Origin of the sequence: Kribbella sp. NPDC051587, from assembly GCF_044453945.1 — a bacterium.
Lineage (GTDB): Bacteria > Actinomycetota > Actinomycetes > Propionibacteriales > Kribbellaceae > Kribbella.
Map to the genome: position 1 here is coordinate 1,019,000 of NZ_JBITDE010000002.1, position 21,454 is coordinate 1,040,453.

Genomic DNA, 21,454 nt, shown 5'->3' on the forward strand with positions numbered 1-21,454 from the left:
AGTTGGGTGATCTTCGTTACTGCCTCGTGACGTGACCGCCACTGACGGCAAGAGTGCACTTGCCCAGAGTAATCAGCTGAGCGCAGGACCCGAGGAAGTACGCACCCGGAGCAGGCCGGGTGGCGCCTCGAGGTGAAGCTGCTGCTGACCGGCCGCCAGGCGCAGGAGCAGGTCGGCGGCCGCTCGGCCGCGCTCCATCGTCTGCTGGTCGACGGCGGTGATGCCGGGGCCGGCCAGCTCGCACAGCGGCGAGTCGTCCCACGCGAGAATCGAAACCTCACCCGGTACGTCGATGCCGAGCTCCGCCGTCACCCGGAGAGCGGCCACCGCCATCAGGTCGTTGCCCAGTACGACGGCGGTCGGACGGTCCGGCCCGGTGAGCAGTCGCCGGGTGTGCTCGGCGCCGTCCTCGTAGCGGTAATTGCCCTCGACATGACGAACCGCGATACCCCGGCGTTCGGCGTACTGGCGCAGGAGCTGGACGCGGAGCTGTTCGTGGACGAAGTGGAACGGGCCGCTGACGTGGGCGATGTCGCGGTGCCCGAGCTCGGCGAGGTGGTCGAGCAGCAGGGTCACCGTCTCGTCCGGGCGGCTGATCAGCCGGCCGACGCCGTCGTCCGGAGCGTTCGAACTGACCACCACGCACGGCACGCCGAGCTCCCGCAGCAACGGGATCCGCGGGTCGTTCTCGTGTTCGTCGAACAGTACGAACCCGTCGACCCGGCCCTGCCGCGACCAGCGCCGCAGTACGTCGAGGTCCTCGCCGTTCTCGCCGGTGAGGCGCAGCAGGAGCGACGAGTCGACCTCGTTCAGGTACTGCTCGATGCCGACCAGGGTGCGCATGTAGAACGCCTCGGTCGAGATCAGCGTGGGATCGCGGGCGATCACGATGCCGATCGTGCGGGTCCGGCTGGCCGACAGCGCGACGGCGGCCGAGTTCGGGTGGAAGCCGAGCTGCTCGGCCAGATCGAGCACCCGCTGCCGCGTCTCCTCGCTGACCCCGGCGCGGCCGTTCAGCGCGTAGGAGACCGAGGCCTTCGAGATCTGCAACTGGCGCGCGAGGTCGCTGATGGTGACGCGATGCCCACGCCGCGCAGCGTCGGCCGGACCGTCGGCGTCGCCGTCAGCCAAGGATCCGGTCGTCATGCATTCCCACCCCGCATGGACGGGAGAGTAGCAGCGCCGGAATCGGCCACGCGGGAATCCTGAGTGTTGGATAGCGTTATCCCATGACCTCTGCCGAGCCGTTGCGACTGGATTTCCTGCCGTGGGAGTACGCCCGGACCGCCTCGCCCGCCGAGCGATCCCGCCAGACCTCACGCCAGGCCGGGCTGACTGGTGAGGTGGTGTTGGCCCCGGATGTGTACGTCGCCGAGTCGGCCGCCGTCTACTGTGACGAGCTCCGGATGGGCGAGCGGTCCTACATCGCCGCCCACGCCTACGTCACCGGCCACATCTCGTTGGGCTCCGACACCACGATCAACCCCTTCACCACGGTTCGCGGCAACGTCACGATCGGCGACGGCGTCCGGATCGGCGCCCACACCTCGATCCTGGCCTTCAACCACGGCACCGTCCCCGGCGAACCGATCTTCCGCCAGCCGCACACCAGCCTCGGCATCACCATCGCCGACGACGTCTGGATCGGCTCCGGCGTCACCATCCTGGACGGTGTCACTATCGGCGCCCACACCATCATCGGCGCCGGCGCCATCGTCACCAAGGATGTCCCGGCCAACTCGATCGCCGCCGGCAACCCCGCCCGAGTCCTCCGCTCCCGCCTCCCCGCCGATGCCGCCCTCACCCCTACTCCCGGCGAAGCCACCTCCACCTCCGCGTCCACTCCCGCCGCCCCCACCTCTGCGGCCCCCACTCCCGTCGCGACCTCTGCTGGCGGACTGCCTTCTCGTCTCACGTCTTTCGCGGCGCGCGCCCGCGACCAGGTGGACGCCGTACTGGCTCGGTCGTGGGACGGCGAGCGGTTCGTCGACCGCCCCGGCGTCGACCACGCGCCCGCCGTCCGTCCCTGGTGCGACGCAGTCGAGATCGCCGACCTCCTGGTACGACGTACTCCGGCCGGCCACTCACGTGATGACCTGGTGCACCGACTCCGCGCACGCCAGGACCCAAAGACCGGACTGGTCGCACCAGGAGACCTCTCCGACGCCGGCCTCGAAGTGCCGTCAGATGCCAAACTCTCAGTCCTGCAAGGCGAAGCGCCGTACCACGTGCTGTGCGTCGGCTATGCCCTCCAGGTCCTCGGCAGCTCCTTCGAGTGCCCCATCGACACCACCTTCACCACCGCCGAGCTCGACAACTTGCCCTGGGCAAGAAATGCCTGGTCGTCCGGTGCCGCGATCGATGCCCTCGGCACCGCGATCGCCCGCAACGTCCACGACCACGCTGCGGATACCAACCTCGAGAAGCTCATCGGCTGGCTCACCATCAACGCCGACCCCACCAGCGGCATGTGGGGGAGTCCGCACCCCGACGACGGCTGGCTCCAAGTGGTGAACGGTTTCTACCGCCTCACCCGCGGCACCTACGCCCAGTTCGGCCTCCCGCTCCCATATCCCGAACAAGCCGTCACAACACTCCTTGCCCACAGCAACGACCGACGCATGTTCACCGGCGACAACGACAATGCCTGCAACGTCCTCGACGTGATCCACCCACTCTGGCTGGCGCGCAAGCAAACGTCGTACGGCGAACAGGACGCGCGCCAGTGGGCCGAGCAGCAACTGACCCGCATCCTCGACCGCTGGGTCGACAACGAGGGTTTCGCCTTCGCCCCGAACGGCACCGACGACCGCGCGATCCCAGGCCTGCAAGGCACCGAGATGTGGCTGTCGGTCGTCTGGCTCCTCGCTGACTACCTAGGCCACGCCGACGCCCTCGGCTACCGCCCCCGCGGTGTCCACCGCCCGGAGCCGCTCATCCCTCCCCGAACCAGCCCGTGGCAGTAGGCGCCTGACCGAACCGCCCGACGTAGTGGTCGAAGAACACCCGCGACGTCAGCTCGCGCCGGCTGGAGACCCCGACCTTCTCGAACACCACCTTCAGATGATCCTGGACCGTGTACGCGACAGATGCAGCCGCCGCGCGATCTCCGCCGTACTGGCTCCAGCGAGCACCTGCTGTACGACGTCCTGCTCCCGCTCGGTCAGCCCGTACGCCGCCACCACCAGCGGGATGATCTCAGCCGGCCCCGCTGGTGAGATCGTCACCGCGATGTCCGTGGTCAACCCCTCCGGACCACGAACCCCGGCAGCATGCACAGTCAGCCATTCGCCCACCTGACTACGGACCTGCATCTCAGGAACCCACTGCCCAGCAACACCTCGAGCCGCAGCCACCACACTCCGCACCGCAACCGGGAGCTGCGACCACAGATCACCAGCGAGCTCCCGGAACCGCTGCTCGGCAGCATCGGTCGCTGAGACCACCTGATCCGCGGCATTCAGAATCACCACCGCAGCAGTCGCCGACCGCTCCGCGCGCTGCAGGTCCCCGACGATCAGCCCACGCCGCAATCCACGCGCCAGCAACGGCTCCACCCGATGCATGAACGCCGCCTCACCTGGCGAGAACCCACTGCGCCCAGTGTTGCGGTACAGCGTCACCACACCCCACATGCGACCGCTGGACCGCAGCGGACTGCGCATCTCATGCGGGATGTCGACCCTGGTGAGGAACTCCCGATACCTGCGGCTCAGCTGCGGCTGTCCCTCAGTAGCCTCGGCCAGAATGCTCACCCCGACCGGCCGCCGCGCCAGGTCCACGAAGTGGTTGTAGTCAGGGTCGCCGTACTCGGCCCCGACGAACTCATCCGTCGTCAGCTCGTCCAGATCGTGCATCACCGCCCCACACAACAGATTGGTCGCCGGGTCCGACGTACCCATGCACATCGAGTCGAACGGAATCGCCTGCGCCAACAGCTCGGTAGCGGCCCGGCAGAAGTCGTCCCACCGCAGCCCGGCATCAGCCGCCGACTCAAGCCCCGCGTACGCCGCCTCAGCCCGGTACGTCTTCATTCGGCCAGCCAGCCGTTGACGTCGATCTCGTTCTCCATGCGGCCGGCATAGTGCTCGAAGAAGATCCGGGACTGCAGCTCACGCCGACTGGAGACACCGGTCTTGTCGAAGACCGCTTTGAGGTGGTCCTGCACCGTGTACGGCGACATCACCAGCCGCCGCGCGATCTCCGTCGTACTGGCGCCGGCGAGCACCTGCTGGACGACACTGCGCTCCCGCTCGGTCAGACCGTACGCCGCCACGACCAGCGGGATGATCGCCGCCGCACCGGCGTTCTCGATCGTCACTGCGATGTCGGAGGTCACACCGTCCGGCCCGCGGACGGGGGCAGCATGCACCGACACCCACTGACCGGACCGGGTGCGCAGCCGGACCTGCGGCAGTTGCGGCGCCTGACCGGGAATCCCGCGGGCGGCAGTGACCACAACCTTGACCGACACCGGTAGCCGCGACCAGATCGCGCCACCCAGTTCGGCAACCCGCTCCTCAGCGGCGTCGGTCGCGAAGACGACCTGGTCCGCCGCGTTGACGATCACCACGGCCGCGCCCTGCGAGCGCTGCTGCCGGTCGACGTCCGCGCTGATCAGCCCACGCCGCAGGCCTGTCGCCATGACCGGCTCGAGGCGATGCATGAACTCGGCCTCCGCCGGAGAGAAACCGGTGCGGCCGGAATGCCGGTAGATCGTGTAGAAGCCCCACATCCGGGCGTCGGACCGCAGCGTCCCCCGCATCTCATGCTCCAGGCCCGACCCGGCCAGCATCAGCCGGTGCCGCGTACTGAGCTCCGGCCGGCCCTGCGTCGCCTCGTACAGGACGCTCACTCCGACCTCCCGGCGCGCCAGGTCCGAGAAGCGGTTGATGTCATCGACGCCGTACTCGTGCGCCAGGAACCCGAGCTCGTCGACATCCGACATCCGGGTCTTCACCCGCCCCACCAACAGACTCGTCGCCGGATCCGCCGGCCCCAGACAGATGCCGTCGTTGGGAACGGCCCGCTCCAGCAGCTCCGCCGCAGTCAGACAGAAGTCCTCCCAACACAACCCAGCCCCAGCAGCCGCTTGCAGCCCGGCTCTGGCCGACTCCGCGTGGTAGGTCTGCACAAAATCGAGTGTGACTCCCGCAGGGACCCCTTGGCATCCCAGAAAGCTGGGACCGAAACATCCCAGGCTTGTGGGATACCGGAGTCTGCCCGATCGGGCCACCGTGGAGCCATGAGGAATCCGAGCTGCCCGGCCGCCGTGACCGCCGGTGCGTACCGAACGCTGTGAACAACCCAGAAAACTGGGATACCGCCCAGAGAGCCGCTGTCCGAGGCTTCTACCCATGATCGAGGAACTCCGAGAGGTACTGACCGGGCGGCTGGTGACACCGGCCGACCCGGACTGGGGGACGGTGCGGCCGGCCTGGAACCTGACCGTCGACCAGCAGCCGCTGGCCGTCGTTGAGGCCGCCGGGCCGGGCGATGTCGAGCACACTGTGGCATTCGCCGCGGCGCACGGCCTGAAGGTCGCTGCGCAGGCAGGGGGACACGGCGCAACCCGTGCGCTCGACAACACGATCGTCGTCCGCACCAACGCGCTCGACGACGTGTGGGTGGATTCGCATGCCCGGATCGCTCGGGTGGGGGCCGGAGTTCGGTGGGGGACGCTGCAGACCGCTCTGGACGGGACGGGGCTGACCGGTCTGCCGGGGTCGAACGGGGACATCTCCGTCGTCGGGTACTGCACCGGCGGCGGGTTGTCCTGGTTCGCCCGCCCGTACGGGTCCGGAGCGGGCAGTCTGCGGGCTGCTGAGATCGTCGACGGGGCTGGGGCCCGCCGATGGATCGACGACTCCACTGACCCGGACCTGATGTGGGCACTGCGTGGTGGGGGCGGCAACTTCGCCGTGGTCACGTCGGTCGAGGTGGAGCTGCATCCGGCACCGGCGATCGTGGGTGGGCGGTTGATGTTCCCGGTCGACCAGGCGCCCGCCGTACTGGCGGCGTACGGGAAGGCCACGCTGGAGGCGCCGGAGCACGTGACGCTGTGGGCCTATCTGACTCACTACCCGCCGGCGATGCATCTGCCGGAGACCGTCCGGGGCAAGTCGTTCTGCATGATCGACGGAGCAGCGCCGTACGACCCAGAGGCGCTCGCGACAGCGCTGGAGCCGATCCGGGCTGCCGGGACAGTGCTGGTCGACACGATGGGTCCGCTGGAGGCCAGCGGGGTTGTGCGGATCACACAGGAACCGGTCACTCCGGCGGCGATCGCTCTGATGACCAGCACGTTCGATGAGGTCACACCGGAGCTGATCGACACCTTGCTCGAGTACGCCGGTCAGCCGTCGCTCATCTTTCAGGTGCAGCTGCGGCATCTGCGGGCGAGCGACGACGTCATCCACCCCGGCATCGCAGCGGCCGACCCGGCGGCGCAGTACATGCTGCTGGCTGCCTCGATCCTGCCGGTGCCAGAGCTGGTGGGCTCAGCCGAGCAGGCACTGGGTGCGCTGAAAGAAGCAGTGTCTGCGTGGCACGCGGGTGACCTGCCGCCGTCCGGTCTGTCCACGCAGGGATCGCTACAGGACTGCTTCACCGAGCCGGACCTGGCGCGGCTGCGCGAGATCAAGCAGCGGGTCGATCCGGTGGGCACTCTGACCGGCAACTACCCCCTGCCCTGCTAGGCACCGAGTGGGGGTCCATTAGCCTGGGCCGGTGGATCCCCGCACACGCCGCATGGTGGTAACGCTCGTTCTGGTGGCACTCGTCGCCATGGTGATCGTCGCAGCCCTCGTGAAGTGAACTAACCTTCCGACGCATGACCCCCACCACCACGCGGTCGTCGTACCTGATGCGGGCGGGCCTGGTCCGCAATGTCCGGTCGGGTGAGCATCTGACCACCTTCGTGGTCTCCGGTGTGGCCACGGTGCTCATCACGCGGCTGTTCCTCAGCCTGAGCGGCTACCCGCAGATCGGCGGCAAGGGGCTGCACATCGCGCACGTGCTGCCGGGCGGGGTGCTGATGCTGATCGCGATCTCGCTCCTGCTCGGGTACGTCGGTCCGGTCGTCCGGCCGGCCGCCGCGCTGGTCGGCGGGGTCGGGTTCGGGCTGTTCATCGACGAGGTCGGGAAGTTCGTCACCTCGGACAACAACTACTTCTACAAGCCGACCGCGGCCATCGTGTACGTCGCCTTCGTGCTGATCGTGCTGGGGAGCCGCTTCCTCTCGACGCGGCGGCCGATCGACCCGCGCGAGGAGCTGGCCAACGTCATCGACCACGCGGTCGAGGGAGTCGCGGGCGGACTGTCGCGGCAGCGGCGGGCGCAGGCCTCGGAGCTGCTCCACGAGGTCGGGTCCGACGTACAGGGCCGCCGGGAGACCGAGGCCCTGCTCGACGCCTGCCCGGCTGACGAGGTCGAGCTGGCGGCACCGGTCGATGCGGGGTGGCGGGCGTTGCAGCGCGGCTTCGAGCGGCTGGCCACACATCCGAAGGCTGCCACGGTTGCCGTCGTCGTACTGGCTATCCAGGCGGTCGGTGCGATCACGATCGCCATCGTGGCCGGTCGCGGACTCGGTCAGCTGTCGGTGCTCGGGGTGACCGCCGGCAGCTTGCTGTCGGCAACGTTCACGGTGCGGGGCGGTCGGCAGTTGCGGAAGGGCAACCGGGCCCGGGCGGTCCGGCTGTTCGAGCTGGCGGTGCTGGTGTCGCTGCTGATGACTCAGGTCTTCCAGTTCGCTCTGACGCAGTTCGCGGCGGCCGGTGGGATGTTGCTGGACCTGGTGATGCTGGGGCTCCTGCGTGCCGAGCGCGACCGCATGCAGCGTGAGGAGGAGCTGGCGAAGCAGAACCCGACCGGGATCGTGCCGACAGCGACTACGCCGCTGGGACTGCCACCCGATCCGTCGGCACCGCGGTTTCCTGAGGACCCGGCAGATCCGGCGTGATCCGCCACTTCTCGTTACGGCCGAACAGCACCGGTGACATGGTCGCGGTGAAGAACAGGGCTCCAGCCAGTAGCAGTGCGGGCGCCATACCGATCACAGCGATCGCTGCTCCGGCGAACAGGCCGCCGAGCGGCACGCCGGCCCAGGCGACTGCGGAGGACAACGAGTTGACGCGGCCGAACAGGTGCGGCGGGATGCGCTCGATGAACAGTGCGCTCAGGACAGGGTTGATGAAGCCGGCCCCGATACCGCAGACGGCGTAGATGGCCACCAGGGTCCACAGCGGCCCGTCGAGTGCCATCACGATGAAGCGCGGTGCACCGCAGATCAGGAACGCCCAGATGAATACGGCCTTCCGCGGCATCCGGTGTCCGATCGCCGACGCGAGCAAGGCGCACACAGTGGCGGTCACACCGAACGCGGTGAGCACCAGGCTCGTGTGTCCAGGGCCGAGACCATGGTTCTTGATCCAGACCGGCAGGAAGACCGCACCGACGGCAGCGTCCAGCAGATTCGTCACGCCGATCATCAGCACCAGCGGCATCATCAGCCTGTCGCCGCGCAGGAACCGCCAGCCGTCCAGCAGACGCTGGCCGTAGCTCGGCTCGTCCGTCGTCGCCTTCTCGGTCTGGATCCGCCGGCGGGGGAGCCACCGGTAGACGAGTGCTGCGCAGACACCGAACGACGCGGCATCGACCCAGAGCGCGTTGACCTCACCGACCAGCGTGATCAGAGCACCCGCGACCGCGACGGCGATGAACGTGGCGAGGCGTTCCGTCGTACTGGACAGGCCGGTGACCCGCTCCAGCGGCACCTTCGCCGCGCTGGCGATCTCGGGGACCATGGTCCCCTTCGCCGAATCGCCTGGGCCGCGCAGCGCTCCGGCGACCGCGACCAGCGCCAGCAGGACCGGGAACGACAACAGGTGCAGGGTGTGCAGCAGCGGGATGAGTGCCACCACACCGGTGCTCGCCACATCAGCCAGGATGCTGACCTGGCGAGCGCCGAGCCTGTCGATCCACGGACCCCCGACGACCTTGGAGATCACCAGCGGGGCTGCCTCGGCCAGCGCGACCACACCGGTCTTGACGGGCGATCCGGTGCTGATCAGCACGAACCAGGGGATCGCGATCGCACTCACTCGGGTCCCGCAGATCGACACCACGTTGGCGATCAGATAGGCGACCAGCGGCGCCCGGTACGGCGTACTCGTCGTGGTACTCATCGTGTCTCCCGCGGGTAGGCCTGGATCTGGACGGTGACCTGCTCCTCGCCGTCCGCGAGGGGCGCGGTGAGGTCGGTGACGGTGTACTTGCGCAGCACAGCGAGCAGCTCGCCCTTCAGGTCCTCGAGCTGGTCGGCGCGCAGATGGCAGGTGTAGTCGGACAGCAGGCTGGCTTCCTTCCACTCCGGCGGCATCGTCTGCAGGGAGTCGATGAACGCGAACATGTTCTCCGCGTAGGCCTGGCCGACGCCGTGCAGGAAGCCCATGGTCAGCTCGGGCTCCTCCTCCAGCAGTTGCGGTACGTCGACCGACGTTGACTGGTGTGCGGCCTTCCACCAGCGGTCCCGGGCATTGCCGCGACTGTCGTCCTCGAGCACCAGACCCGCCTCGGCCAGCTGGCGAAGGTGGTAGCTGGTGGCGCCCGTGTTCACCCCGAGCCGATTGGCCAGCGTGGTGGCCGTCTGCGGTCCGTAGACGCGCAGGAGGCCGAGCGCGCGGCTCCGCATCGGGTGCGCGAGCGCCCGCACCAGGCTCCGGTCCAGCCGCACGACCTGGTCGTCGGGGGTGTTGCTCTCGTCGCTCATGGAGACGAGCTTAGGACTGCAAAGACAGTTTGCAAAGAGTTTTTGCAAACTGATTCTGCGAACGGTTGTCCACAGGTTCGGATTCGGTGGCCGGGCGGGGTCGGAATCGCTGCATCTTCTCTGGTGACACAGCCGACGGCGGCAGACCGCCGCCCACGACACGGAGAGACCAACCATGCTGCGAGTGATGCTCGAGGACGCCGACTACTGCGACGTCCCGGCCGACCTGATGACCTTCGACGACGGAGCCGTCGTGTTCTGGCGCGACGGCGAGGAGGTCGGCCGGCACCGCCAGTCGCGGATCCGATCCCTGGAGTTGCTGGACAGCCGCTCGATGACCCGCAAGATCAAGGAGGCCCGCCGCAACCATCCGAACGCGTTCCGGCCGTGGACCGCCGAGGACGAGCAGTTGCTGACCGAGATGTTCCGAGACGGTGCCGGCAAGCGTGAGCTGATCGACGCGTTGGGCCGGAAGGAAGGCGGGATCGCGACCCGGCTGCGGGGTCTCGGACTGCTGTTGGAAGACCAGAAGCTGCTGTGAGCAGAGCGGTCGTCACCCGCTGCCGACGAGACCCTTTTGTGATCAGCCGGAGGCGTCGGACACAATGGCGCGATGCAGGCAGAGGTGGATTCGGCCGGAACCCCCGATGCGTCGACCGTGGATGCGGTCGGCGAGATGGGGGCGTGGGAGGCGATCCGCGCTGCCGTCCTGGACCGGACCGGCCTGGTGCGCGCGGTCGCGTCCGGCCGGCGCCGTGGGCTGGACCAACCGCCGTACCAGCGGCTGGAGCTGCGCTACGTCGACCTCAAGGGGCAGCGTCACCTCCAGCTGACCGAGTTCGACGAGCGTCAGGCGCACACCCGGAACTTCGTCGGTCCGGAGGTGCTGGAGGCGGTCGACAAGCTGCTGGCCCTGCCCTACGGCACGTGGCATGTCGAGACGACGACCGAGACGCTGCGGCTGCGCTACACCAAGAAGGGCAAGGAGCTGCTGCACCGGCAGGCGGAGAGCCGGGAGCAGACGACCGGCCACGACCGGGTGAAGCAACGGGTGCTCGACCCGGCGGCGCCGTTCCTGATCGAGCTCGGGATCAGCGACCACCAGGGCCGGGTGAAGCCGTCCCGGCAGGCGAAGTACAAGCAGATCGAAGAGTTCTGCAAGCTGCTCGCGCCGGCCCTCGACGAGGCGATCTCGGCCGGCCGGATCGCGACCGGCCGACCACTCCAGGTGGTCGACCTCGGCTGCGGCAACGCCTACCTCACGCTGGCGGCCCATCACCTCCTGACCGCGGCCGGGCACGATGTTCGGACGACCGGTGTGGACCACAACCCGTCGGCGCGGAAGCGGAACACGCGGGTGGTGACGGCGCTGGGCTGGCAGGACCACCTGCGGTTCGTGGATGCCACCATCCAGGCGGCGGAGCTCGACATCCGGCCCGACGTCGTACTGGCCCTGCACGCCTGCGACACCGCCACCGACGACGCGCTCGCGCGGGCGGTCCAGTGGGAGGCTCCGCTGGTGCTCGCAGCTCCGTGCTGTCATCACGACATCCAAAAGCAGCTGAAGAGCGTCACACCACCGGCGCCTTATTCTCTGATGACGAGGTATGGCATCGTTCGTGAGCGGTTCGCCGACGTCCTGACAGATTCACTCCGGGCGGCGGTCCTTCGACAGGTGGGGTACCGAGTGGAGGTCGTGCAGTTCGTGGACAGCCAGCACACGCCCCGCAACCTGCTGCTCCGAGCCGCCCGGACGAACGCCGCGGTCACCCCCCACCTCGAGTCCGACTACGCGTCGCTGATCGCCGAGTGGCAGGTCACACCGCGACTGGCCGAGCTGCTCCTGCCGCCACCTGCCGTCGCTGGGCAGTCGGCGCCGGAGGTGGGTGCGTGAAGCTCCTCCGTACGGCGCTCGCCCTGGTCGCCGCGTCCTGCTTCACGCTGGCCGCCGCCGCGCTGCCCGCCGTCGCCGCGGACCCGACGCCGGCCGCGCCGAAGAAGCTCTTCACGATGAGCGACAGCCGGCTGAAGGGTTCGTCCGGGCTCGCGAAGAGCCAGAAGTACGAACGCCTTTACTGGACGGTGAGCGACGCCGGTGAGACCGCTCGGGTCTACGGCGTCGACACCGAAGGCGACATCAAGGTCACCCTTCGCTTCAAAGCCGACGTCCGCGACGTCGAGGCGGTCGCGGTCGACCGCGAGGGCACGATCTACATCGCCGACATCGGCGACAACACCAAGTCCCGGGACATGATCGAGATCTACACGATCCCCGAACCAGGCGCCCTAGAGGACGCCGAGAACGTCCGCTACCACCGGTACGACTTCACCTACCCCGACGGTGCGCACGACGCCGAGACGCTGTTGGTCCAGCCCGAGACCAACCAGCTCTTCATCGTCACCAAGGCCGCCAAGGGCGCAGCCATCTACGCCACCCCGGCCACCCCGTCGCGCGAAGGCACCAACAAACTCACCAAACTCGCCCCCGCCCCCACCGGCATCTTCACCGACGGCACCTTCCTCCCCGACGGCCAGCGCGCGGTCCTCCGTACCTCCACCGAGGTCGCCACCGTCGCGTGGGGCGACACCCCCACCCTCGCAGCCCGCGCCCCGCTCCCCGCCGCCGACGGCGAATCCGTCGCCGAAGCCTCCGCCGACAACGCCGTCCTCGTCGGTGGCGGCAACTCCAGTTCGGCCGTCTACCAGGTCCAGGTCCCCGCGAAGAAGGCCGCGGCCTCCCCACCCGCCTCCTCAGCACCCCCCAAGGGCTCCACCACCGCCGACGCCGGAGCCGGCGCCGCCGACAAGAACCACAACCTCCGCTGGATCATCATCGGCGCCGCCCTCTTCGCCCTCGTCATCACCGTCCTCACCTTCCCCCCAGGCCGCCGCGAACGCCTCGACCGCATGGCCGAAAACGCCCGCCTCACCGGCCAATCCGCCACCCCCACCCGCCGCCGCCACTCCGCCTGACCCGACCCTCACCCCCCACCAGTTGGGGCCGTGAACAAGAAACCGGGGGCGTGCACAGGTCGTAACTTGTTCAAGCCCACCGCAGAGGGTGCACCCCCCAACACCCGGTCAGCCACCCACCCGACCAGACGCTGTTCGACGGGCTCAAGTGCACCGGCCGGGCGACCTTGTGCACGGCGATCGCCAACGTCCGAAGACACGCAGACCACCGTCCGCGTGTCTTCGGACGTCAGGGCTCGGGAGCTAGGGCGTCAGGTAGCGGCCGGTGATGCTGTCGGGGTGCGATGGCGGGTTGTCGGGGGTGGTGGCGGCGACGATGCGGCCGCCATCAGTGCCGGCGCCGGGGCCCAGGTCGATGACGTGGTCGGCGTTGGCGATCAGGTCGAGGTCGTGTTCGATGACGATGACGGTGGCGCCGGAGTCGATGAGGCGGTCCAGAACGCCAAGCAGGACTCGGATGTCGGCCGGGTGGAGGCCGACGCTGGGCTCGTCGAAGATGAAGAGGGTGTTGGACTGGGGCTTCTCGAGGTCGGCGACGAGCTTGAGGCGTTGGGCCTCGCCGCCGGACAGGGCCGGGGTGGCTTCGCCGAGGATCAGATAGCCGAGGCCGATCTCGTCGAGCGTGCGCAGCCGGGCCTGGAGTTTCCGGAGGCGTGGGAAGACAGCGCGGGCCTCGACGATAGTGAGCGCGAGAGCCTGGGGGAGGGTGAGACCGTCGATCTCCACCGCATCGGCGGCAGGGCTGTAGCGAGTGCCGCCGCACAGCGGACACGGGATGTCGACATCGGGCAGGAACTGGACGTCGAGCGAGATCTGCCCCGTCCCCTCACACTGCGGGCACCGCAGACTGCCGGTGTTGTAGGAGAAATCCGCTGCCGTGAGATCGGGTGATGCTGCCGCGTAGGCGCGCCGCAGGTCATCAAGGATTCCGCTGTACGTCGCTACTGTCGAGCGCACGTTACGTCCGATCGGTGCTGCGTCGACCACGACCGTGCGTTCGATGCCCCCGCTGTCCAACCGCCGTACATGCGCGGGCTCTGAGCCAAGCAAGGCAGGAGCGAGACTGTCGAGGACCAGCGTGGTCTTGCCAGAGCCGGATACGCCCGTCACCGCCGTCAGGCGACGCAGTGGAAACTCGGCCACCAGCTCCTGCAACGTGAAGTACGGCGAAGTCTCCAGCCGAACACGCCCATGCGCAAACGTCTCCGCAGCAGGCACTCGTGGCCGAACCACCACCGGCTCGGCCCCACTCAGAAACCCCCCGATCAGCGAAGTATCAGCAGCCTCCAACGCAGAAACGGTGCCTGCAGCAACGACCTCGCCACCGTGCGAACCAGCGCCCGGACCGATCTCCACCAGCCAGTCCGCATGCCGCAGTACCCGGACGTCGTGATCCACGAGCACCACGGAGTTCCCGGTCGCGACCAACCGCCGTACGACGTCGATCAGCGCGTCGATGTTGCTCGGATGCAGCCCGACGGATGGCTCATCCAGCACATAGAGCAATCCCGTCGCACTACTGCGCAGAGTCCGCGCGAGCTGCACCCGCTGCAGTTCACCAGTCGACAAAGTGCGCGACGCGCGATCGAGCGACAGATACCCGAGCCCAAGCCCCAACAGATGTTCAGCGGTCGGCAGGAACGCGCCGGCGATCTGCCGAGCCATCGACGCGAGTTCGGTCGGCACCTCGAGCGAACGCACAAAGTCCGCCACCCGAACAAGACTCCACGACGACAGAACATCAAGCGGTACGTCGTTCAGCAGCACCGACCGCGCCCGAGCACTCAGCCGCGAACCACCGCACGTCGGGCACGACGCCACCCGCACGAACCGGTCGAGTCGCGCGACCGTCTTCTCGCTCTGCGCGTTGTCGAGTGCGTCCTGAACCACCCGATTGGCGTTCCGGTACGTCGCGTTGAGCTCGAAGGCGTTGCCCTTCTTGCTCGTGACGATCACTGTGCGCTTCGTCTCGTCGCCGTGAAGGATCGTCTCCCGCTCAGCCGCGGTCAGCTCCTGGAACGCTACGTCGGTCCGCACCCCCAACTGCGCAACCACCTGCGGCAACAGCCCCGCACCGAACGAACCCCACGCGGCCACCGCCCCATCCGCGATCGACAGCGACTCGTCCGGCACCAGTGTGCGCTGATCGATCTGCCGACTCTCGCCCGTCCCACCGCAGGTCTCGCAGGCGCCATCGCCGTTGAAGGCAAGATCCTCAGCCCCCTGTACGGCGAACCGCTGGCCGTCGACCGCGCACGTCAGCTGTCCCGTGGACGCGATCTCGATCGTCGCCGCGACGCGGTGCCCCTGTGGACACAGGTGAGAACCCAGCCGCGAGTACATCAACCGCAGCGAGTTCAGCAGCTCAGTCGCCGTACCGAAAGTACTGCGCACGCCCGGCACCGCCGGCCGTTGGTGCAGGGCGATCGCCGCCGGCACCCCATCCACGGCGTCGACGTCAGCGCGAGCGGCCTGCGACAGCCGACGACGCGTGTACGTCGACAAGGCCTCCAGGTACCGGCGGGAGCCCTCGGCGTACAGAACACCCAGCGCGAGCGACGACTTGCCGGAACCGGAGACCCCCGTCAACCCGACCAGCTGTCGCAGCGGTATGTCGACGGAGACGTCCTTCAGGTTGTGAACCCGAGCCCCGCGAACCGCGATCTCCTCGCCCCAGTGCATGCGGCCATGCTAGTGGTCCGTGTCCAAAGTTCCTTGACGTATGCGGCGCCCAGGCACGGACCACTAGGACAACCGCCGATAAAAACTGCCGGCGGTTGTCGAAAGCAACGATCAGCGCAGTTTGTCGACGATGTAGTCGATCGACTGGGTGAGCTTCTCGACGTCGTCCGGGTCGACCGCCGGGAACATGGCGACGCGGAGCTGGTTGCGGCCGAGCTTGCGGTAGGGCTCGGTGTCGACGATGCCGTTGGCGCGCAGCGTCTTGGCGACCGCGGCGGCGTCGATGGAGTCGTCGAGGTCGATGGTGCCGATGACCAGCGAGCGGGCGTCGGCGTCGGTGACGTACGGCGTCGCGTAGTCCGACTTCTCGGCCCAGGTGTAGAGCCGGTTGCTGGAGTCGGTGGTGCGGGCGACGCTCCACTCCAGGCCGCCCTGGCTGTTGATCCAGTCGGTCTGCTCGGCCATCAGGAACAGCGTGGCCAGCGACGGCGTGTTGTAGGTCTGGTTCTTGCTGGAGTTGTCGATCGCCGTGGCGAGGTCCAGGAACGCCGGGATCCAGCGGCCGGAGGCGGTGATCTCCTCGACCCGGGCGAGCGCCGCGGGGGACAGGATCGCGATCCACAGACCGCCGTCCGAGGCGAAGCACTTCTGCGGGGCGAAGTAGTAGGCGTCCGTCTCGGCGATGTCGACCGGCAGGCCGCCGGCGCCCGACGTGGCGTCGATGGCGACCAGTGCGCCCTCGTCGGCCCCCGCGACCCGCTTGATCGGGGCCATCACGCCGGTGGAGGTCTCATTGTGCGGCCAGGCGTACAGGTCGACGCCGGCCTCGGCCACCGCGACCGGGCGGGTGCCCGGGTCGGCCTTGACGACGGTCGGGTCGCCCAGGTGCGGGGCGAGCTGCGCGGCCTTGGCGAACTTCGAGGAGAACTCACCGAAGCTCAGGTGCTGGCTCTTCTCCCGGATCAGCGCGAACGTGGCGATGTCCCAGAACGCGGTCGAGCCGCCGTTGCCGAGCACCACCTGGTACCCGTCCGGCAGCTGGAACAGGTCCGACACACCCTGCTGCACGCGGGCCACCAGGTTCTTCACCGGGGCCTGGCGGTGCGAGGTGCCGAGCAGCTTGGCGCCCTCGGTCGCGAGAGCGGCGACAGCCTCCGGGCGGACCTTGGACGGTCCGGCGCCGAAGCGGCCGTCGACGGGCTTGAGCTCAGCAGGAAGAACGATGTCGCTGGTCACCAGCGGTTCCCTTCGTCGTCTGGCAGTACCTAGGCCGACGACGCTGTCAGCATCCACATCTTCCCACATCACCCGACCGGGTCCACCCCGGGTCTCACTCGTGCTTGCGGTTGATCGTCTGAGTCCCGGTCAGTACGGCGACCGGACCGTCCGGGCCGTCTTCCCACACACCGCACGCCCCGCCGCCTTCGGCCACGTCCAGCGTCAGCGGAGTCCCGTCCATCCGCAGCGCCGGGTGGTAGTAGGAGGCGACCTTCTCAGCCTCACCCTGGATGTAGTGGCCGATCAGCGCCCGCCGGAACCGGTCAGCGGTCACGTTCGGTGCACTCCCGTGCACCAGCGCGCCGTGGAAGAACAGCACGTCGCCCGGCTCCATCACGACCGGTACGGCGGCATCCGGCGCTGGCAGAGGCACCGTCACGTCAGTGAAGCTGACCTTGGTGTCCGCCTTCTCCGTGCACAGGATCGGCCAGCGGTGGCTACCCGGTACGACCTGCAGACAGCCGTTCGCCTCGTCGACCCGGTCCAGCGCCATCCAGGCCGCCACACAGGTCCCCGGCTCGGCCTTGAGATAGAAGTTGTCCTGGTGCAGCGCCTGCCCGCGTGAGCCCGGTGGCTTGAAGTAGATCATCGTCTGCACCGCGTACGGCGACCTGTCCAGCAGCCCGGTCATCACCTGGTCGATGCGCGGGTCGGTTAGCCACTGCAACGAGGCGTCGTCCCACCGGTGCATCTGACCCATCCGCGGGTACCGCCGCAGTGGATCACGGCCGCCGGTCTGCACACCGGCGTCGTCACCCTCGTACGACCCGCGGTGCCGCAGCACCATGTAGTGCTCGCGCAGCCGCTCCGCCTCATCGGCCCCGAACAGCCCGCGCACCAGCGTGTAGCCGTCCCGCTCGAACTCCTGCTTGAACGAATCACTCATCATGACTCAATTCTTCAGGCCAGAATGGGGGTGAGCCACGGAAGATCCATGCGAGGAGTTGGACTTTTGTTGCATCCACTACCGCTGACCCGGCTGTCGCCGCCGACCTTCTGGCGCTGCGAGCCGAACTGGTCCTGGGTGTCGCCCAAACTGTCGGACCACCTGCTCTGGTGCGTGCTGGACGGCCGTGGCCAGCTGGAGTTGGGCGGCAGCCAGCAGGACCTCAGGCCGGGGGTGTGCGCGGTCTTCCAGCCAGGTGACGCGCCACGAGCGACCCACGACCCACGCAGACGGCTCCTCGTGTTCGGCATGCACTTCGAGACCAGCCGGTACGGCGTGGTCCCGCAACCGCGCTGGGGCGACGTCATGGATCGTGAGCTGCTCAACGCGCTCGCGCGGACGAGCGATTCGTCGTACCGGCGTGGTGACGCACTGGGGCGCAGGCAAGCCGAGCTGTGCCTGGAGCAAATGATCGGACTGATCTGGGACGCCGTGCAGCACCCCACTCGGGCTGCGACGGACACGGTGATCGACGAGGTGGCGAGGCAGCTCCGTCAGGACCCTGGCCGGGACTGGAGCGTGGCCGAGATGGCCGACCACGCCGCACTGTCCCGGGCGCAGTTCAGCAGGCGGTTCGTCAAGCAGTTCGGGATGTCACCGGCGCAGTACCTGATCCAGGCGCGCATCGACCGCGCCCACCAGCTCCTGACCGAGAGCGGTATGACGGTCACTCAGACCGCCACCGCTCTCGGCTACACCGACGTCCCCTACTTCAGCCGCCAGTACAAGCAACGCACTGGCCGCAATCCCAGTCAGGAGCACTAGGCCCAGTTGGGGTCCCAGCCCTCGATGGAGTCGGCCGGACGCGTGCCCGGGCCGGAGTAGATCGCCGACGGACGGATCAGCCGTCCGGTGCGCTTCTGCTCCAGCACGTGGGCGCTCCAGCCGGCAGTCCGTGCACAGGTGAACATCGACGTGAACATGGGCGGCGGTACCTCGGCGAAGTCCAGCACGATGGCTGCCCAGAACTCCACGTTGGTCTCCAGCACCCGGTCCGGCCGCCGCTCGCGCAGCTCGGCCAGTGCGGCCTGCTCCAGCGCCTCGGCCACCTCGTAGCGCGGTGCGTCCAGCTCACGCGCCGTACGACGCAGCACGCGCGCCCGCGGGTCCTCGGCCCGGTACACGCGGTGACCGAAGCCCATCAGCCGCTCACCGGCGTCCAGCAGACCCTTCACGTAGGAGCGCGCGTCACCAGACCGCTCGACCCCTTCGATCATCGTCAGTACCCGGGCCGGTGCACCACCATGGAGTGGGCCGGACATCGCACCCACAGCACCGGACAGGGCAGCCGCGACGTCGGCGCCGGTAGAAGCGATCACCCGGGCGGTGAACGTGGAGGCGTTCATGCCGTGCTCGGCCGCGGACGTCCAGTAGGCGTCGACCGCCTTCACATGCTTGGGGTCGGGCTCACCACGCCAGCGGATCATGAACCGCTCGGTGATGGTCTGCGCCTTGTCCACCTCACGCTGCGGCACCATCGGCTGCCCGGTACCCCGTGCGGCCTGCGCCACGTAGGACAGCGCCATCACCGCGGCGCGGGACAGGTCCTCACGAGCCTGTACGTCGTCGATGTCGTACAGCGGGCGCAGTCCCCAGGCGGGGGCGAGCATGGCCAGCGCCGACTGGACGTCGACCCGCACGTCACCGGTGTGCACCGGCAGCGGGAACGGTTCCGCAGGCGGCAGGCCCGGGGTGAACGCTCCGTCGACCAGCAGGCCCCAGACGTTCTCGAACGGCACCCGGCCGACCAGGTCCTCGATGTCCACGCCGCGGTACCGCAGCGCCGACCCCTCCTTGTCCGGCTCGGCGATCTGCGTGTCGAACGCGATCACGCCTTCCAGCCCGTGCTGTACCTCGGTCTTCGGATCTGACATACCACTCCCTCGTCCTGGTCGGCGGCGCCCAGGCAGCATAGTTCTCCCGAGACTCCGGTGGACAACTTTCGTGGCCGGAATCGCATCGTGGAGAACGTGGAAACACTGGTTGCCTACGCCTTTCACCGGCCCGACTCCGCGGTCCGCGCGGCCGAGGGTGCGGCCCGGGTCGAGGCCTATTACGCAGGCATCCCCAAGCTCGGGGGTCACGACGGCAGCACCCATGGCCTGCACTTGTGGGGGAGTGCTGACACGCTGTGGCCGGCCTGGCAGCAGACCGGCAACGTCCGGGTCGCCAGCGTGCACACACCGGTCGGCTATGAGCGCGTGGTCGGCGACATCGCCCCGGCCGACGCCCCTGGGCCGCTGGCGGAGGCGGTACGTCGTACCCCGGAGGCCTTCCTTGAGCTGGCTCCGCCGTTCACCATGGCGGTGCTGGACGACGACCGCCTGGAGTTGTTCACCGACTCTGCCGGTGTGGGCCGGCTGTTCCAGGTGCGCCTGCCGGACGGCTGGGTGTGGAGCAACCGCCCGGTCGCAGCACTCCTCTTCGCCGGAGTCCCGGCCGCAGCCTCACCGCGGGGCTGGGCGTTCGCTGCGGCGTGCGGCTGGTTCATGGGCGACAGTACGCCGTACGAAGGGGTGCTGGCGGTTCCCGGAGCGACCCACGTCGTGGCCGATGGCAAGCTCCGCCGCCAGACCACCACTCGCATCGAGCCCAGCACCCTCTGGCTCACCGACACTCTCGACGAACCCCTGCCGGACCTGACTGACTCAGTACGCCGTCTGTCACCGGCGGGGCCTACACCTCCGGAGCCGGCCACACCACCGCTCCCGGACCTGATCGACCACGCGCTGGCCTGGCATCGGCAGTCCGAAGGCCTGGCTCACGACCTGTACGCACCGGTCCCCACCGAGGGTCGCGAGGTCACCGTTGCCTATGGCACCTACTACCCGGCTGACCTGCTCACCGTCGAAGCCCTGCCCCTGCACGCGAAACTGGAGGTCTTCGGCCGGCATCTGGAGACTGCGCTCGTCCCGGCGACCGGCCCGTCCGAGGCGGCCCGCGCGGCCGTGGCGATCCAGATCGAGCAAGTACTTCGGGACGCGGTCCGCGGGGGGATCGAGGACGCGAAGATGCTCGACTACTTCTACCTGGTGGAGCGCATCCGCCGCGGCTCGATGGCGGGTGCCGTGTCGCTGCAGTTGCTGCCCCACTACGTCCGCGCCGCCTTCGCGAACGCCGTACCGGCCGAACAACACACCCAGCCGCTCAAGCGCCTGCCCCGCCCCCGCCGCGTAGCCGACGCCCCCGACCGCGACCGGATCGAGTCACTGCTCCTCGCGGTCGAAGGCTTCGACGAGCGCGCCCTCAGCACCCTCTGGGCCGCCTCCGTCGCCGGCGCAAGCTCGTCCGCCGCCGAGGCAACCCTGCGCCAGGCACTCTGGCGCGCAACCTTCGACCTCCACCTCACCGAGGTCAACAACCACCTCCCAGAGCAGATCCGCCCCCTAGCACCCCCACCCCGCCCAACCAACGGCCCACAACCCACCCCGCGCCCCCACCGCAACCGCCTGACAAAAGCCTTCGCCCGCCGCCATACCGCCGCAAAGCGGACCGCCCCCACTGACTAACCTCTCCACCACGACCAGTCCCGGCGTCACCTGAGCGTGGACCCGGTCCCGCCCACGAGGTTAGTGAGTGGCGCACGTCCGCCACTCCCCGAACAACCACTCCCAAGGCCAACACCCCTCGTCTCCCTACATCCCCGACCCGCATCCGCCCCCTCGCCCTGTCCGACACCGACCATTTCAGGGGACATCCCCTGAAATAGTCCGTTCTCCACTCGAAATTTCAGGGGAGAAGGGTCACCTTGAGGGGATATCCGTTCAAATGGATCGGGGGGAGGGGGCCGCGTCGATCCCTTGGCC

18 protein-coding genes are annotated in these 21,454 nt (G+C 68.6%); 8 read left to right on the forward strand and 10 right to left on the reverse strand.

Annotated features, from left to right (window positions below; genetic code table 11):
- Positions 1-72 precede the first annotated feature (72 nt).
- Positions 73-1,146, reverse strand: coding sequence for a LacI family DNA-binding transcriptional regulator (locus tag ACIA49_RS11260; protein WP_396376983.1), 1,074 nt, complete (start codon positions 1,144-1,146; stop codon positions 73-75).
- Positions 1,147-1,229: 83 nt separating this feature from the next.
- Between ACIA49_RS11260 and ACIA49_RS11265 the strand changes: the two genes are divergently transcribed.
- Positions 1,230-2,966, forward strand: a complete 1,737-nt coding sequence (locus ACIA49_RS11265) for an acyltransferase (protein ID WP_396376984.1) — start codon at positions 1,230-1,232, stop codon at positions 2,964-2,966.
- Here ACIA49_RS11265 and ACIA49_RS11270 read toward each other — a convergent pair.
- Genes ACIA49_RS11270 through ACIA49_RS11280 form a run of 3 tightly spaced genes read right to left on the reverse strand, consistent with a single transcriptional unit; the run spans position 2,935 to position 5,134 of the window.
- Positions 2,935-3,057: a hypothetical protein gene (locus ACIA49_RS11270; RefSeq protein WP_396376985.1), complete on the reverse strand. Its 123-nt coding sequence runs from the start codon at positions 3,055-3,057 to the stop codon at positions 2,935-2,937. The two genes, ACIA49_RS11265 and ACIA49_RS11270, sit on opposite strands and share 32 nt — an antisense overlap.
- 2 nt (positions 3,058-3,059) lie before the next feature.
- The gene (locus ACIA49_RS11275) at positions 3,060-4,034 is read right to left on the reverse strand and encodes a LuxR C-terminal-related transcriptional regulator (RefSeq protein WP_396376986.1); all 975 of its coding nucleotides are present in this window, start codon (positions 4,032-4,034) and stop codon (positions 3,060-3,062) included.
- On the reverse strand, positions 4,031-5,134 hold the full coding sequence (locus ACIA49_RS11280) for a LuxR C-terminal-related transcriptional regulator (protein WP_396376987.1): 1,104 nt from the start codon (positions 5,132-5,134) through the stop codon (positions 4,031-4,033). The genes ACIA49_RS11275 and ACIA49_RS11280 overlap by 4 nt, the downstream gene beginning before the upstream one ends.
- A 223-nt stretch (positions 5,135-5,357) precedes the next feature.
- Between ACIA49_RS11280 and ACIA49_RS11285 the strand changes: the two genes are divergently transcribed.
- Together ACIA49_RS11285 and ACIA49_RS11290 are read left to right on the forward strand one after the other, a co-directional pair.
- On the forward strand, positions 5,358-6,698 hold the full coding sequence (locus ACIA49_RS11285) for an FAD-binding oxidoreductase (RefSeq protein ID WP_396376988.1): 1,341 nt from the start codon (positions 5,358-5,360) through the stop codon (positions 6,696-6,698).
- Between the two features lie 134 nt (positions 6,699-6,832).
- The gene (locus tag ACIA49_RS11290; protein ID WP_396376989.1) at positions 6,833-7,960 is read left to right on the forward strand and encodes a hypothetical protein; all 1,128 of its coding nucleotides are present in this window, start codon (positions 6,833-6,835) and stop codon (positions 7,958-7,960) included.
- Here ACIA49_RS11290 and ACIA49_RS11295 read toward each other — a convergent pair.
- Positions 7,890-9,185, reverse strand: a complete 1,296-nt coding sequence (locus ACIA49_RS11295; RefSeq protein WP_396376990.1) for an MFS transporter — start codon at positions 9,183-9,185, stop codon at positions 7,890-7,892. The two genes, ACIA49_RS11290 and ACIA49_RS11295, sit on opposite strands and share 71 nt — an antisense overlap.
- Positions 9,182-9,769 carry a helix-turn-helix domain-containing protein gene (locus ACIA49_RS11300; RefSeq protein ID WP_396376991.1) on the reverse strand — a complete coding sequence of 196 codons (588 nt, stop codon included), beginning with the start codon at positions 9,767-9,769 and terminating at the stop codon, positions 9,182-9,184. Before ACIA49_RS11300 ends, ACIA49_RS11295 begins: the two co-directional genes overlap by 4 nt.
- Before the next feature lie 175 nt (positions 9,770-9,944).
- Between ACIA49_RS11300 and ACIA49_RS11305 the strand changes: the two genes are divergently transcribed.
- The 3 genes from ACIA49_RS11305 to ACIA49_RS11315 all read left to right on the forward strand — a co-directional run bounded on the left by ACIA49_RS11305 (position 9,945) and on the right by ACIA49_RS11315 (position 12,742).
- A complete protein-coding gene (locus ACIA49_RS11305; protein WP_396376992.1) occupies positions 9,945-10,310 on the forward strand; it encodes a hypothetical protein in 366 nt (121 codons plus the stop codon).
- A 72-nt stretch (positions 10,311-10,382) separates the two neighbouring features.
- The gene (locus ACIA49_RS11310) at positions 10,383-11,663 is read left to right on the forward strand and encodes a class I SAM-dependent methyltransferase (protein ID WP_396376993.1); all 1,281 of its coding nucleotides are present in this window, start codon (positions 10,383-10,385) and stop codon (positions 11,661-11,663) included.
- Positions 11,660-12,742 carry a hypothetical protein gene (locus ACIA49_RS11315; protein WP_396376994.1) on the forward strand — a complete coding sequence of 361 codons (1,083 nt, stop codon included), beginning with the start codon at positions 11,660-11,662 and terminating at the stop codon, positions 12,740-12,742. Before ACIA49_RS11310 ends, ACIA49_RS11315 begins: the two co-directional genes overlap by 4 nt.
- Before the next feature lie 243 nt (positions 12,743-12,985).
- On the opposite strand, the gene ACIA49_RS11320 is transcribed toward ACIA49_RS11315, so the two are convergent.
- The 3 genes from ACIA49_RS11320 to ACIA49_RS11330 form a co-directional block, all read right to left on the reverse strand.
- Positions 12,986-15,424 (reverse strand): excinuclease ABC subunit UvrA, encoded by a 2,439-nt coding sequence (locus ACIA49_RS11320; protein WP_396376995.1) that lies wholly within the window; start codon positions 15,422-15,424, stop codon positions 12,986-12,988.
- 111 nt (positions 15,425-15,535) lie between these two features.
- A complete protein-coding gene (gene serC / locus ACIA49_RS11325) occupies positions 15,536-16,663 on the reverse strand; it encodes a phosphoserine transaminase (RefSeq protein WP_396377186.1) in 1,128 nt (375 codons plus the stop codon).
- A 91-nt stretch (positions 16,664-16,754) separates the two neighbouring features.
- On the reverse strand, positions 16,755-17,591 hold the full coding sequence (locus tag ACIA49_RS11330; RefSeq protein ID WP_396376996.1) for a phytanoyl-CoA dioxygenase family protein: 837 nt from the start codon (positions 17,589-17,591) through the stop codon (positions 16,755-16,757).
- Positions 17,592-17,636: 45 nt separating this feature from the next.
- Here ACIA49_RS11330 and ACIA49_RS11335 point away from each other — a divergent pair, with 45 nt between their 5' ends.
- Complete coding sequence (locus ACIA49_RS11335; protein WP_396376997.1) at positions 17,637-18,413, forward strand: helix-turn-helix domain-containing protein; 777 nt, start codon at positions 17,637-17,639, stop codon at positions 18,411-18,413.
- Here ACIA49_RS11335 and ACIA49_RS11340 read toward each other — a convergent pair.
- Entirely contained in the window at positions 18,410-19,522 is a 1,113-nt protein-coding gene (locus ACIA49_RS11340; RefSeq protein WP_391546946.1) for a citrate synthase 2, read from the reverse strand. The genes ACIA49_RS11335 and ACIA49_RS11340 overlap by 4 nt on opposite strands.
- 96 nt (positions 19,523-19,618) lie before the next feature.
- Between ACIA49_RS11340 and ACIA49_RS11345 the strand changes: the two genes are divergently transcribed.
- Positions 19,619-21,157, forward strand: coding sequence for a hypothetical protein (locus tag ACIA49_RS11345; protein ID WP_396376998.1), 1,539 nt, complete (start codon positions 19,619-19,621; stop codon positions 21,155-21,157).
- Positions 21,158-21,454 lie beyond the last annotated feature (297 nt).